Consider the following 13,365-nt stretch of genomic DNA (forward strand, 5'->3'; position numbering starts at 1 on the left):
CGATCCACCCCGATCCGCACGCGACGATGCCCACCGATCCGCAGGACCTGCAACGCGATCTGGCCGAGACCTTGCACTGTGCCGCCGCGTACAACGACAAGGGCTATGCCTGGCTCGGACACGATGCCCAGCAGATCGCCAACATGCAGCACCGGTTCCAGACCCAGCTGACGGAACTGGCCGCGCGCCTTGGCGCGGCGCGACTCGGCCCGGCGCTGAGCGCGGCCATCGCCAGCGGCGCGGCCGCGCGCGACGGCTCGGGCGACTACGTGGTGCTGTGCGAGCAGGTATTTGGCGGTCCGCGGGTACGCCGCTGAAGGCGGCCTTTGGCACCGCCCGGCGCAGCGTCATCCAGCGTCACGGGAGCGCGGCCTGCGATACGGCCGCTGAACGCCGGTCCCGCGCTGGGACCGGCTGGCTTTGACTTGTCATTCACGCGGCCCACACTGGCGGGTGCCTTCCCCTCGCCCGATGACCCCGTGAAGAAGCCGCCCCAGGATCCCGCGTCCACCCCGCCCGCCGACACCGACACCACCCCCGAAAACCCGCAACGCCGGCGCCTGCTCGGCGGCCTGGCGCTGGCCGGCAGCGCCCTGGCGCTCGGCGGCCCCGCCGAGGCCCACGCCGAGACCGCCAAGCGCGCGCCAGCGCGTGCGCTGTCGCCGACGGAACTGGATCGGCAGCTGCGGCAGAAGATCGAGCACGTGGTGGTGATCTACGCCGAGAACCGCAGCTTCAACAATCTGTTCCCCGAGTTCCCCGGGCTGCAGCAGCCGCTGTCCAAGGTGACGCCGGCGCAGGCGCGGCAGGTGGACCGCGACGGCAGCGTGCTCGACATCCTGCCGCCGATCTGGGGCGGACTGGCGCCGGACGAACAGGTGGTGGCGCATCGCCGCTACAAGATCGGCGAGGACGCGATCGGGCCGCTGCCCAATGCGCCGTTCGCGCTGCGCACGCCCGATGGCCAGCTGCTGCCGCACGGCATCGTGACCCGCGACCTGGTGCACCGCTTCTACGAGAACCAGATGCAGATCAACGGCGGCCGCAACGACGGCTTCGCCGCGTGGAGCGACGCCGGCGGCCTGGTGATGGGCCACTACGCCGATGCGCCGGCCACGCTGCGGCTGTGGAGCCTGGCGCGCGACTACACGCTGTGCGACAACTTTTTCATGGGCGCGTTCGGCGGCTCGTTCCTCAACCATCAGTACCTGATCGCCGCGCAGGCGCCGTACTACCCCAAGGCCGACACCAGCCCGGGGCGGACGCAGATCAGCGTGCTGGCCAGCGACCGGCCCGACGAGATCCGCCTGGCGGTGCAGGACGATTCGCCGGGCACCGCGCTCAACGGCCGGCCGCGCTTCGTGCGCAACGGCGCGCTGACCCCGGATTTCTGGGCGATCAATACCCTGAGCCCGCCGTTCCAGCCCAGCACCAGCCAGGACCCGACGCGCCCGGACTACGCCGACCCCAACAGCCCCAACACGCTGCCGCCGCAGACCCACCGCCACATCGGCGACGCGCTCGACGCCAAGGGCGTGGACTGGGCCTGGTACGCCGGCGGCTGGGCGCTGGCGGTGCAGGGCAAGGGCGACACCGGCGACACCAGCGAGTTCCCGGGCAGTCCCAACTTCCAGATCCACCACCAGCCGTTCAACTACTTCGCCAACCTCGCCCCGGGCACGCCGGCGCGGGCGCGCCGGCTGCGCGACGGCGGCCTGGGCGACACCGCCCCGGAGAACCGCTTCCTCGCCGACGTGCAGGCCGGCACGCTGCCGCCGGTGACGTTCTACAAGCCGCAGGGCAACCTCAACATGCACGCCGGCTATTCCGACGTGGCCGCCGGCGATCGCCACATCGCGATGGTGGTGGACGCGCTGCGCAACAGCCCGCTGTGGGAGAAGACCGTCGTGTTCATCACCTTCGACGAAAACGGCGGCTGGTGGGACCACGTGGCGCCGCCCAAGGCCGACCGCTGGGGCCCGGGCTCGCGCATCCCGGCGCTGGTGGTGTCGCCGTACGCCAGGCGCGGCCACGTCGACCACAGCGTCTACGACACCGGCTCGATCCTGCGCTTCATCACCCGCCGCTTCGGCCTGGAGCCGTTGCCGGGCCTGGTCGAGCGCGAACGTGCGATGCACGCTGCCAGCGGCGTGGTGCCGGGCGACCTCACCGCCGCGCTGGATCTGGGTTAGACCGGCGCGCGTTGCGCAGGGCGCGGCGGTCTGCCGCCGCCCTGCCCCGCGTCCAGGCAATGCGGCACTCAGGCGGCGTGGAACGTGCCAGCGCCGCGCTGGCGGCGGAACAGCAGCAAGGTGCAGGCCAGGCCGATCAGCGCCGCCAGCGACAGCCACAGCGCCGGGGCAGCGCGGCTGTGGGTGGTATGGATCAGCCAGGTCGACACCGCCGGGGTGAAGCCGCCCATCGTCGCAGTGGCCAGGCTGTAGGCCAGCGAGAAGCCGGTGGTGCGCACCTCGGCGGGCATCACCTCGGTCAGCGCCACCACCATCGCACCGTTATAGGCACCGTACAGCAGCGACAGCCACTCGCCGACCAGCAGCAACCGCACGAACGAGGGCGCGTCGACCAGCCACTGCAGCGCCGGCCACACCGTCAGCAACATGGCCACGCTGGCGAACACCAGCAGCGGCTTGCGGCCGATGCGGTCGCTCAGCGCGCCCATCACCGGCAGCCACACGAAATTGGACAGGCCGATGCAGCCGGTCACCACCAGGCTGTCCAGCTCGCTCAGGTGCAGCTCGGCGCGGCCGTAGGTCGGCATGTAGGCGGTGATCAGGTAGAACGACACGGTGGTCATCATCACCATGCCCACGCCGGCCAGGATCAACCCGACGTTGGCGCGCAGCGAGCGCGCGATGCCGGCCAGGTCCGGCGCCTGCCGCGCGGCGAACTCCGGGGTTTCCTGCAGCGAGCGGCGGATCAGGAAGATCAGCGGCACGATCAGGCTGCCGATGGCGAACGGCACGCGCCAGCCCCAGCTGTCCATCGTGCTGTCGGAGAGCAGCGCGTGCAGGGCCACGCCGAGCGCAGCGGCGAACACCACCGCCACCTGCTGGCTGGCCGACTGCCAGGCCACGTAGAAGCCGCGCCGGCCCGGCGTGGCGATCTCGGCCAGATACACCGACACGCCGCCCAGCTCGGCGCCGGCGGAGAAGCCCTGCAGCAGGCGGCCGAGCAGCACCAGCAACGGCGCCAGCACGCCGATGGTGCCGTAGCCGGGGACGAAGGCGATCAACAGCACGCCGGCCGACATCAGCCCCAGGGTCAGGATCAGGCCCTTGCGACGCCCGTGCCGGTCGATGTAACCGCCGAGCACCAGCGCGCCGATCGGCCGCATCAGGAAGCCGGCGCCGAACGTGGCCAGCGACAGCATCAGCGAGGCGAACGCGCTATGCGACGGGAAGAACGCATGGCCGATGGCCGTGGCATAGAAGCCATAGACCATGAAGTCGTACATCTCGAGGAAGTTGCCGGTGACCACGCGGAACACGGCGGCGGCGCCGTGCGGCGCGGCCTCGGCTGGGGATGGTGCGGAAGCGGTCATCGATCGGAGTCTGCTGGAGAAGAAACGGCACCGCCTTGCGATGTCGTGCGACGGCACGGGCGGCGCGCGGCAACGGTACAACACGTCGCGTGCGCATGCCGCCATGACGCTGCACGCCGCTACGTGCGGGTTAATGCACAGCGGTACGACGCCCAGGCCGGAACTGCCGCGGATGCAACATCGGGTGCATCCCGATACGCGCCGGTGATGCACCAAGCGTCGCTGTCGATGTCGATACGATCTCTACGTCCGCTCTCGGCTCGCTGGCGCCAGCGCCTCACGAAACAGGCCAGCACGCGCAGGTCGCAACGACGCCACCACGTCCGAACGGGTAGCCTGCACGCTGTCACGCACCAGGAAGCACCACCGATGCGTCCCGTTCGACCGCTGCATCTCGGCGTGATCGCCGACACCCATGGCCTGCTGCGCCCCGAGGCGCTGGCGGCCTTGCGCGGCTGCGCCGCGATCGTGCATGCCGGCGACATCGGCAAACCGGACGTGATCGACGCACTGCGGGAACTGGCACCGCTACACGCGATCCGCGGCAACATCGACACCGCGCCATGGGCACAGGCGCTGCCCGAGACCCTGGACCTGGACATCGACGGCGTCCGCCTGCACGTGCGCCACGACCTGAAGACCCTGGCGCGCGTCGTCGACGGCGTGGACGTGGTGATCAGCGGCCACTCGCACAAGCCCTTGCTGGAGACCCACGACGGCGTGCTCTACCTCAACCCGGGCAGTGCCGGACCGCGCCGTTTCCGCCTGCCGATCAGCCTCGGCCACCTGTATCTGACACCGACCGGCCCGCGCGGCGAGTTGCAGACCCTGGGCTAGCGCAGGCGGCTCCCGCGCCGGGGCGCACCGACACGCGACACGCGGCGGGCAGGCGACGAACGCGCGCGATCTTCGCTACAGTGGAGGCGGGGAGGCGTGCGGCCAGCGGAAGGCGTGGCGACGCCAGGATGCGGCAATGCGATGGGGAGCGAGCATGCGCAAGGGATGGAACGTGTTCGGCAAGGTCGGCCTCGGCCGCATGACCAGGGACGAGTACCAGGCCAATCTCAACGGCCTGAACATGTTCTTCGGTGCCGTCCTGGGCCTGGTGCTCACCGGCACCGAGCGCCTCAACGCCTGGCAGTTCGGTGTGGTCCTGGGCGTCCTCGCCAGCCTGGTCATCTCGATCCTGTTCATTTCCAGCAGCCGGCACCGGGTGGCGTACGCGATCTACACCCTGCTGATGGTGCTGGCGCTACCGAAGGTGATCGACGTGATGCTCAAGGGCCAGGCCCTGCTGCCGGACAAGGTGCAGCCGACGCTGATCGTGTGGACCATGATGACCATCATGGTCGAGTTCTGGGGCCGCGAGAAGGACGCCGAGAACGCTGCCGCGACGGCCGTGGACCGCACGCTCGGCTAGACGGCGCGCAGGCGCGGACGCACGTCGCGCACCGTCGCGATCGCGGCGGCGCGTCGCCTCACCAATCCGTCGGCGCGTAGTCCTTGAGGAACTGGCCCCACACGTGCTCGCCGGTGTTGAAGCCGTGGATGATCGGATCGACGATGCGCGCGGCGCCGTCGACGATGTCCAGCGGCGGATGGAAGCGCTCTTCCTCCACCTTGCGCGCGGCGATCTCGGCCGGATCCTCGTCGGTGACCCAGCCGGTGTCCACGCTGTTCATGTGGATGCCGTCGTTCTGGTAGTCGGCCGCCGAGGTGCGGGTCATCATGTTCAACGCGGCCTTGGCCATGTTGGTGTGCGGATGCCGGGTGGTCTTGAAGTTGCGGTAGAACTGCCCCTCCATCGCCGACACGTTGACGATGTGCTTGTCGCGCTCGGGCGTGCGCAGCATCAGCGGCTTGAGCCGCGCGTTGAGGACGAACGGCGCGACCGCGTTGACCAGTTGCGTCTCCAGCAGTTCCACCGAGGACACTTCGTCCAGCAGCAGGCGCCAGGAGTTGCGCCCGCGCAGGTCGACCTGCTGCAGGTCCTGGTCCAGGCGCCCCTCCGGGAACAGGTGCTGCTGGGCGAGCAGGTCGTCGGCCAGCAGCGGCACTTGCGACAGCTCCGCGGCGCGCAGCAGGCCGTCGGCACCGCTGCGCCCCTGGCCCGCCCCGGCCATCTGCGTGTTGCCCCCAGCCGGCAGCAGATCGGGGCCGCGCAGGCCTTCGTACTGGCCCACCAGCCGGCGCACGTGCTCGGGCAGGTCGTGCAGCGCGGCGGTCTCGCCGGCCAGCATGTGCGCGTAGAACTGCGGCGGCCGGCGCACGGTCTGGCAGGCGTTGTTGACGATGAAATCCAGGCGCGTGCGGGTCGCCAGCAGCTCGCTGCAGAACGCCTCGACGCTGGGCGTGTGGCGCAGGTCCAGCCCGTACACCTGCAGGCGGTGGCCCCACTCGGCGAAATCCGGCTCTTCCGCGTAGCGCGCGGCCGAGTCGCGCGGGAAGCGCGTGGTCACGATCAGCTCCGCACCCGCACGCAGCAGCTTGAGCCCGGCCTGGTAGCCGATCTTGACCCGGCCGCCGGTGAGCAGCGCCACGCGCCCGCGCAGGTCCGCGGTCTCGGTGCGCTTGAAGTAGTTCAGCTCGGCGCAGGGCGGGCACATCTGGTCGTAGAAGTGATGCAGCTCGGTGTACTTCTGCTTGCACACGTAGCAGTGGCGCAACTCGGGCGAATGCACCGCCGGCGCCTCGGCCACGGCCTGCGCATGGGTCAGCGCTTCCGGGGTGTGCGGCGGGAAATAGTTGGGCGTACTGAATACCGGTTTGCGCCGCAGCGCGCGGATGCCGGTCTGCGCCAGCAGCTCCTCGGCCTTGCGCACCTTCTCCTGGTGGCGCTCGCGCGCCTGTTCCTTGAGCAGCTTGCGCCGCGCCTTGGGCTCGGGATTGAAGACCTGGGCGACCACCTGCAGCAGACGCACCCGCTCGGCTTCCGGCAGGGTATCGAGCACGCGCCGGTCGGCGGCGATGGTCTCGAGCAGTTCCAGGGCGATGCGCAGGCGCTCGGCCAGGGGCAGGTCGTCGGGAGAAACAGGGGCAGTGGCGTTCAAGACAGATCCGGGATGGGCGACGGCGAGCCGCGGCAGAGCGCCGGCACGATGCCGACAGGGCAGCACGCGGCCCTGATGCGCCACCGTCCGCAGAAGCGGGAACGGCAGCGGCACAGGCCGCGGCGGGCCGGAGGGACCGGCCACCCCAGCATTTTCGCCGATCCGCGGCTTGCGATCCACGCGCGCTGCGATCGCCGTGCCCGACACCCCGCCCCGGAGGCGGGCCGGGGCCGCTCAGCGCGCTGGTGTGGTCGCGAACTCGCCGCGCTGCAGCTTGGCCACGTCGTTGCCTTGCGCATCCCTGGCCTGCAGGTCGGCGCCCTTGGCGGCGAGGTCCTTCAGCACCTCGGTGCGCTGGAACAGCGCCGCATACATGGCCGCGGTCTGACCGGCGTTGTTGCGCTGGTCCGGCGCGCAATCGGCCTGCATCAGCCGCTTGGCGATGCTCAGCTCGCCCTTGAAGATGGCGCCCATCAACGCGGTGTTGCCGCGCTTGTCCTGCGCGCAGGGGTCGGCCCCGGCGCGCAGCAACTGCTCCACCGCCGCCTGCTGGCCATGGTAGGCGGCCAGGATCAGCGCGGTGTAGCCCTTGTCGTCGCGCGTATCGAGGTCGTAATGGGCGCGGATGAACTCGGCCAGCATGTCCTGGCGGCCCTGCCGCGCGGCATCGAAGAAATAGCTGCGCAATTGCGCCTGCACCGCGGCCGGATCGGGCGCCGCAGGTGCGGCCGGTGCAGCGACCGCCGTGGCGCTGACCGCGAGGCCAAGAAGGAAGAGGACAACACGACGCATGGGGAGTCTCCGCAAGAAAGTGCGCGGCGCGGCGATACCGCCGCCGGGCCGCGCGTGGGACGGATCAATCCTGCAGCTGCGCGGCCAGTTGCTTGACCCGCGCCAGGTCGCCCTTGGCCACCCGCGCCACGCCGCTGCCGTAGGCCGGGTCGGCCTTGTACAGGAACGACAGCATGATGTGCTTGCTCGCGTCGTCGGTGCCGGCCAGCGATTCGCCGAAGCTCTGGATCAGGTCCTGCTGCTCCTTCTTGCTGTAGCCGCGGAACAGTTCGCCGGCCTGCTTGAAGTTCTGCTCGCGCGCGATCCTGGCCTGCTGGGTGGTGCCGGACAGCGGCAACTGGCTGTAGCGCGCGTTCGGATCCTGCGGCCGCGGGCTGAGACGGCTCGGCTCGTAGTTCACGCCGCTGCTGGTGCTGCCGGCATTCATCGCGCCGTCCTGGTTGCCGTTGTTGACCGCCACGCGCGGCCGGTTCACCGGCAGGCTCAGGCCGTTGGTGCCGACGCGGTACAACTGCGTGTCGGCGTAGGAGAAGATGCGCCCCTGCAGCAGGCGGTCTTCAGACGGCTCGATGCCCGGCACCAGATTGGCCGGCGCCATCGCCACCTGCTCGGTCTCCTGGAAGAAGTTGTCCACGTTCCTGTTCAGCACCATCTGCCCGATCTTGCGCTCGGGCACGCCTGGCCAGATCTTGGTGGCGTCCAGCGGATCGAAGTCGAACTTGGCCAGGTCCTCGGGCGCGAGCACCTGGATGTACAGGTCCCACTTCGGATAGTCGCCGCGCTTGATCGCGCCGACCAGGTCGTTGGTCAGGTGGCTGTAGTCCTTGCCCTGCACCGCCACCACCTGCTGCGGATCCAGGTTCTTGAGGCCCTGCAGGCTCTTCCAGTGGAACTTTACGTAGTGCACCTGGCCCTGCGCGTTGACCAGCTTGTAGGCATGCACGCCGTTGCCGTCCATGAAGCGGTAGCCGGCCGGCGTGCCTTCGTTGGAGTACAGCAGGGTCAGGGTGCGGGTCGCCTCGGGCACGTGCGAGAAGAAGTCGAAGCGGCGCGAATCATCGTCGAGGTTGGTGCGCGGGTCCGGCTTGAACGCATGCACCATGTCCGGGAACTTGATCGCATCGCGGATGAAGAAGGTCGGGAAGTTGTTGCCGACCAGGTCCCAGTTGCCTTCGCTGGTGTAGAACTTGGTGGCGAAACCGTGCGGATCGCGCAGCGTCTCCGGCGAATGGTTGCCGTGCACCACCGAGGAGAAGCGCACGAACACCGGCGTCGTCGTGCCCGGCGCGAACACCTTGGCCTTGCTCAGCTCGGAGATGTCGGCGGTGGCGGTGAACTCGCCATGCACGCCGGTGCCGCGCGCGTGCACCACGCGCTCTGGGATGCGCTCGCGATCGAAGCGCTGCAGCTTCTGGATCAGTTGCACGTCCTGCAGCAACGTCGGGCCGTTGGGGCCGGCGGTCTGCGAGTTCTGGTTGTCGCCCACCGGCGCGCCATTGTCGCGGGTGAGCGTGGACTGCGCGGCGCTGGCCGACAGGATCAGGGAAGGCGACAACAGGACAAGCAACAACAGGGATCCAGGGCGCATGGCGTCGGCTCGTGTGAAGGGAGCTGCAGCATGGCGGGAGTGCGACGCGCAGAACATTCGTTCCTTGCGATCGATGCCATCGACGCGGCCAATCGCATCCGCGCACTGTGATCGCGACCATTGGTAGAGCGCGCAATCCGTTGCAGCTGCAGCGTCGTCGCTGCGTCACTCGACGACGATGCAGCCGCAGATCGACCGCAAAATGTAGACGCGCGCGCGTGCCAGCGGCAGCGGCGATGCCTGGCGATGCGGCCGCAAGCGCACCGCGGCGCGATGCACCGCGCGTAGCGCCGCGACGGCGGACGCTAGCGCTTGGCGCTCAGCGCGCGGCTGCGATCGGCGAACAGGGCCTGATCGGCTTGGCTGTAGGCGGCGCGCTGCACGGCCGCATCGATGCCGCGCTGGAAGTCGGCGCGGAACGCCGACTCGGTGATGCGCTGGGCGATCAGGAACACCGCGTGCGCCGTGTCGGCGCCGACCGCCTGCGCATCGGGAAAGCCCTGGCGTCGGATCAGATCGGTCAGGCGCTCCTGGCTTTGCTTCTGCGCCATGCGCACTTCGCGTGCATACGCGCGCAACGAGACGGTATCGTGCTGCAGACGCTGCGGCGAGTAGTCCCGCTTGAGATCGGCGCGCGCCTGCGCGTCGTCGCTGATCAACTGCAGCAGTTGCGTGCGATAGGCCGGATTGGCCGGCGCCGCCGCGGCAGCGTCGTCTGTCGGTGCACCGGTCGGACCCGCCGCGGCGATGCCGGTCAGCACGCACAACGCCGCTCCGAACGCCCAGCGTGTGGCGATTCGCATGATGATGTTTCCCCCTGTCGCCCGCGATACTAGACCAGCGCGCGCGGCCTGTCCGCGCCGCGGCGGCGACCGCACGCCGTTGCCCTCAGTGCGATGCCAGCTCGGCAAACGGCGTCACATCGACAACCCAACCGACGTCACATCACCTAGCCGATCACCCGCTTGAACGGCGGCAGCGCGTCGATGATGCGTTTGCCGTAGCGCTTGGTCAGCAGCCGCGAGTCGAGAATGATCACGCGGCCGTGGTCGTCGGCGGTGCGGATCAGGCGGCCGGCGAACTGGGTCAGGGTGCGCAGCGCGTGCGGCACCGCGATCAGGTTGAAGGCGTTGAGGCCGCGGCTCTCGAACCATTCGCCGAGCGTGGCGGTCTGCGGATCGGTCGGCACCGCGAACGGCACCTGGGTGATGACCACCGTGGTGCAGGCCTCACCCGGCAGGTCCAGGCCCTCGCCGAAGGAATTGAGGCCGAACAGCACCGAGCCTTCGCCGGCGCCGATGCGGCGCATGTGCTCGCCGATCATCTGCGACTTGGAGCCGTCGCCCTGCACCAGCACGCGGTTGCGCTGCGCGATCGGCAGCAGGTCGGCGACCTTGAGCATCTTCCAGCGCGAGGTGAACAGCACGATCGAGCCCTTGCCCCAGTCCAGTTCGCGCATCAGGTAGCGCGCCACTTCGCGTGGATGGCCCTCGCGGTCGTCCGGCGCCACCGGGAATGCCGGCACGATCAGTTCGGCCTGGTTGGGCAGATCGAACGGCGAGGACAGCGACACCATCTCCGCATGCGCGGGCAGGCCGTTGTCGATCGCCAGCGCCTGGAAGTCGCCGCCGCCGGTGAGCGTGGCCGAGGTCAGCACCGCCGCATCCACTTCGCTCCACAGCAGCGAGCGCAGCACCTGCGCGGCCGACACCGGCGAGCAATGGCAGATCAGATCGGCATCGCGCGAGGCGGTGATCCAGCGCGCCATCGGCGGCTGCCCGTCCTGGTCCTCGCGGCGCCAGCCCAGCCACAGCGCGTACTGCTGCTCGACCATCTCCAGGGCCATGCCCAGGTTGCGCTGCAGGCGTTCCTTAGCCGCGTCCTCCTGCTTGGACTTGGCCGCCATCTGGTGTGCGGCCTGCACCCAGTTCAGCAGCGCCCCAGTGTCCTGCGCCTGCGCATCGATCAGCGGCTTCCAGTCCTCGGGCAGGCGGCCGTTGGGCGCGCGCCACATCGGTTCGTCCTGGCCCGGCTCCGGCACCCATACCCGTTCGATCTCGGCGCGGAACGCCTTCAGGCCCTTGGCCACCTGCGCGGCAAGTTCGACCGCCTCGTTGGGCAACTGGTTGCCGATGCGGTCCTTGTCGGCGAGCCGGTAGGCGGCGCCGACCAGCGCCTGCAGGCGGCCGGTGCGCCGCGCCATCTCGTCCAGCGGCAGGTTCGCCGCGCCCTGGTCGATGGCGACGCCGGCGATGTGGTGGCCCTCGTCGAGCACCAGCAGCATGTCCGACGGCGGCGCGATCAGCGGCTGGCCGTTGTCGCTGTCGCCCAGCGACAGCGCCGACAGCAGCAGGGCGTGGTTGGTGACCACGATCTGCGCATCGCGCACCTCGCTGCGCGCCTTCAGCACCGGACACTGCACCGCGAACGAACAGCGCCGCCCGGCGCAGCCGGCCGCATTGGTGGTGATGCGCGCACGCAGCGAGGGCGGCACCGGCTCCGGCGTGGCATCCAGGTCGCCGTTCCAGGTCCGGTCGGCGTAGGCCTTGGCCAACGCCCGCGCCTGCTCGGCCTCGGCCGGGCTCAACGGGCGGTCGTACAGCGGCGTCTCGTCCTCGAACATGCTGTCCTGCGCGGCCTCGCCATGCAGCTCGGCGACGTTGCGCGTGCACAAGTAACGGGTGCGGCCCTTGGCCAGCGCCACCGTGGCCTCCAGCCCGGTGGCCTTGAGGAAGGCCGGGATATCGCGCTCGACCAGCTGCGACTGCAGCGCCACCGTGCCGGTGCTGATCACCAGTTTCTTCTTGCTCGCCAGGGCGATCGGCACGCCGGCGGTCAGATAGCCCAGGCTCTTGCCGACGCCGGTGGGCGCCTCGGCCACGCCAACGCCGCCGGAGGTGCCGAGCGCGCGCGAGACCACGCCGATCATCTGGCTCTGCGCGCGGCGCACGCGGAAGCCCGGCGTATTGGCCTGCAGCTTGGCGTAGGCATCGCGGATCGCCAGCTTGACCGGTTCGGTGAGCTGACGCGGGGACGGGCCGGACGCGGGCGGCGTCGACGGCGAAGCGGAATCGGTCATCCCGGCATTTTCTCACGTCCCGTCGCAAGGACTGAAACGCGGGAACTGAACGGCGCTGCGCGCCGCGTTATGGCGGCGGCGGCGCGGCCTTGCGCGGCAGCGCCAGCCACAGCGCGCGCAGCAGCAAGGCCAGCCCGGCCACGTACAGCGCATCGTCCAGCAGATGCACCAGCGCATAGGCGTCCGGATGGGTGCCGCGGAACTGGGGCGTCATCAGTTCCACCCAGCCCAGCACCGCGTTCAACAGGCGCGGCAGGATCGCGCCCATCAACAGCACCGTCAGCCCGAGCCGCGCCAGCGTGCGTGCGCGGCCCGGCGCCAGCCGCGGGAGCAGCAGCAACGCGATCAGCGGCAGCAACAGCCGCGCCAGCAGGCCGAGCCCGCCGGTCAGCACGCTCATGTCCAACACCGGGTGCACGCTCATCGCCAACATCCTCGCCTCCCTGGACGACGCACGCCCTTGTTCTTCAGTGCGATGGCGCCCGCCGCGCCGGCAGGGCGAACCACAACGCCAGCACCAGCAACAGCGCGCTCACTGCCGTCAGCAGCGCGACGATCGCCTCCGACATGACCATCCACAGGTTGGATTCGGTCGCGTTCGCCGCGCGCGACATCAGCCACGCCGGCAACAACGACATGCCCGTCGTCAGTACCACGACCAGCACCAGCACGCCCAACCCCCACAAGCCGAGGGTACGCGGCCGGCCAGGGCCGCGCGTGGCCAGCAACCCCAGCCCGACCGCAGACATCGCCAGGATCGGGAACTGGAACAGCGCGGTGAGCAAGAGATAGTTCACGGCGACAGGGTCCACGCAGGACCTCCTCTTGATGAGCAGCGAACGAGGCGATCGGCGCCGACCAGGACCACGCCATAGGCGCGGCCCGGGCGTCCCTGCGGTTCTCGCAGCACGATCTCCCTGGACGCGGGTCGCCGCGACGCCATCAGTGCGGGTTTGCGACGCGCGGCGGCATGGCGAAGCGCAACGCCAGCACCACCAGCAGCATGCCCACCGCGAAGATCAAGGCGACCGCGCCGTTGACGATGCCCAACAAGCTCGAGATCGACGAGTAACTATGGCCTTGGGAAATCAACCACATCGGCACGAACGACAACGCCAGCCCCAGGCCCAGGGCCAGCAGCAGGACCGCCAGCCCGCAGATTCCCAAGGTGCGCGCACGGCCGGGACGGCGCGTGAACAGCAGCGCCAGTCCGACCACATAGACCAGCGCGAGCGGCAACTGCGTGAGCAGTCGCGTCAGAACCTGCAGCATCAATGATTCGTCCATGCGTTTA

Annotated in this window: 13 protein-coding genes; 4 read left to right on the forward strand and 9 right to left on the reverse strand. The window is 69.7% G+C overall.

What is annotated here, in order from left to right; all coding sequences use genetic code 11:
* Window positions 1-26: 26 nt before the first annotated feature.
* Together SLW52_RS06830 and acpA are read left to right on the forward strand one after the other, a co-directional pair.
* Entirely contained in the window at window positions 27-317 is a 291-nt protein-coding gene (locus SLW52_RS06830; protein WP_320739814.1) for a hypothetical protein, read from the forward strand.
* Window positions 318-479: 162 nt separating this feature from the next.
* Entirely contained in the window at window positions 480-2,192 is a 1,713-nt protein-coding gene (gene acpA / locus SLW52_RS06835; protein ID WP_320739815.1) for an acid phosphatase, read from the forward strand.
* Window positions 2,193-2,260: 68 nt separating this feature from the next.
* On the opposite strand, the gene SLW52_RS06840 is transcribed toward acpA, so the two are convergent.
* Complete coding sequence (locus SLW52_RS06840; protein WP_267100113.1) at window positions 2,261-3,562, reverse strand: MFS transporter; 1,302 nt, start codon at window positions 3,560-3,562, stop codon at window positions 2,261-2,263.
* Between the two features lie 369 nt (window positions 3,563-3,931).
* Here SLW52_RS06840 and SLW52_RS06845 point away from each other — a divergent pair, with 369 nt between their 5' ends.
* Window positions 3,932-4,399: a metallophosphoesterase family protein gene (locus tag SLW52_RS06845; protein WP_320739816.1), complete on the forward strand. Its 468-nt coding sequence runs from the start codon at window positions 3,932-3,934 to the stop codon at window positions 4,397-4,399.
* Window positions 4,400-4,553: 154 nt separating this feature from the next.
* Window positions 4,554-4,982, forward strand: coding sequence for a hypothetical protein (locus SLW52_RS06850; protein WP_152181846.1), 429 nt, complete (start codon window positions 4,554-4,556; stop codon window positions 4,980-4,982).
* A gap of 58 nt (window positions 4,983-5,040) precedes the next feature.
* Here the strand turns inward: SLW52_RS06850 and SLW52_RS06855 are convergent, their stop codons facing one another.
* The 8 genes from SLW52_RS06855 to SLW52_RS06890 all read right to left on the reverse strand — a co-directional run bounded on the left by SLW52_RS06855 (window position 5,041) and on the right by SLW52_RS06890 (window position 13,358).
* Window positions 5,041-6,612: an SDR family oxidoreductase gene (locus SLW52_RS06855; RefSeq protein WP_320739817.1), complete on the reverse strand. Its 1,572-nt coding sequence runs from the start codon at window positions 6,610-6,612 to the stop codon at window positions 5,041-5,043.
* A gap of 234 nt (window positions 6,613-6,846) precedes the next feature.
* Entirely contained in the window at window positions 6,847-7,404 is a 558-nt protein-coding gene (locus SLW52_RS06860; RefSeq protein ID WP_320739818.1) for an ankyrin repeat domain-containing protein, read from the reverse strand.
* A gap of 64 nt (window positions 7,405-7,468) precedes the next feature.
* A complete protein-coding gene (gene katB / locus SLW52_RS06865) occupies window positions 7,469-8,992 on the reverse strand; it encodes a catalase KatB (protein WP_320739820.1) in 1,524 nt (507 codons plus the stop codon).
* A 305-nt stretch (window positions 8,993-9,297) separates the two neighbouring features.
* Window positions 9,298-9,795, reverse strand: coding sequence for a hypothetical protein (locus SLW52_RS06870; protein WP_295928840.1), 498 nt, complete (start codon window positions 9,793-9,795; stop codon window positions 9,298-9,300).
* 146 nt (window positions 9,796-9,941) lie between these two features.
* Window positions 9,942-12,071, reverse strand: a complete 2,130-nt coding sequence (dinG, locus tag SLW52_RS06875) for an ATP-dependent DNA helicase DinG (RefSeq protein WP_320739821.1) — start codon at window positions 12,069-12,071, stop codon at window positions 9,942-9,944.
* A gap of 67 nt (window positions 12,072-12,138) precedes the next feature.
* A complete protein-coding gene (locus SLW52_RS06880) occupies window positions 12,139-12,495 on the reverse strand; it encodes a hypothetical protein (protein ID WP_017915430.1) in 357 nt (118 codons plus the stop codon).
* A gap of 43 nt (window positions 12,496-12,538) precedes the next feature.
* Window positions 12,539-12,883, reverse strand: a complete 345-nt coding sequence (locus SLW52_RS06885) for a hypothetical protein (RefSeq protein WP_267085649.1) — start codon at window positions 12,881-12,883, stop codon at window positions 12,539-12,541.
* A gap of 130 nt (window positions 12,884-13,013) precedes the next feature.
* Window positions 13,014-13,358 (reverse strand): hypothetical protein, encoded by a 345-nt coding sequence (locus SLW52_RS06890; RefSeq protein ID WP_267085650.1) that lies wholly within the window; start codon window positions 13,356-13,358, stop codon window positions 13,014-13,016.
* Between the last annotated feature and the right edge of the window lie 7 nt (window positions 13,359-13,365).

It is taken from the genome of Xanthomonas sp. LF02-5 (assembly GCF_034105325.1).
Lineage (GTDB): Bacteria > Pseudomonadota > Gammaproteobacteria > Xanthomonadales > Xanthomonadaceae > Xanthomonas_A > Xanthomonas_A sontii.

Bases quoted from the DNA above. Each gene is read 5' to 3' on its own strand.
- SLW52_RS06830 (WP_320739814.1), top strand. From the start codon at position 27: ATGCCCACCGATCCGCAGGACCTGCAACGCGATCTGGCCGAGACCTTG.
- SLW52_RS06840 (WP_267100113.1), bottom strand. From the start codon at position 3,562: ATGACCGCTTCCGCACCATCCCCAGCCGAGGCCGCGCCGCACGGCGCC.
- SLW52_RS06845 (WP_320739816.1), top strand. From the start codon at position 3,932: ATGCGTCCCGTTCGACCGCTGCATCTCGGCGTGATCGCCGACACCCAT.
- SLW52_RS06850 (WP_152181846.1), top strand. From the start codon at position 4,554: ATGCGCAAGGGATGGAACGTGTTCGGCAAGGTCGGCCTCGGCCGCATG.
- SLW52_RS06860 (WP_320739818.1), bottom strand. From the start codon at position 7,404: ATGCGTCGTGTTGTCCTCTTCCTTCTTGGCCTCGCGGTCAGCGCCACG.
- katB (WP_320739820.1), bottom strand. From the start codon at position 8,992: ATGCGCCCTGGATCCCTGTTGTTGCTTGTCCTGTTGTCGCCTTCCCTG.
- SLW52_RS06870 (WP_295928840.1), bottom strand. From the start codon at position 9,795: ATGCGAATCGCCACACGCTGGGCGTTCGGAGCGGCGTTGTGCGTGCTG.
- dinG (WP_320739821.1), bottom strand. From the start codon at position 12,071: ATGACCGATTCCGCTTCGCCGTCGACGCCGCCCGCGTCCGGCCCGTCC.
- SLW52_RS06880 (WP_017915430.1), bottom strand. From the start codon at position 12,495: ATGAGCGTGCACCCGGTGTTGGACATGAGCGTGCTGACCGGCGGGCTC.
- SLW52_RS06890 (WP_267085650.1), bottom strand. From the start codon at position 13,358: ATGGACGAATCATTGATGCTGCAGGTTCTGACGCGACTGCTCACGCAG.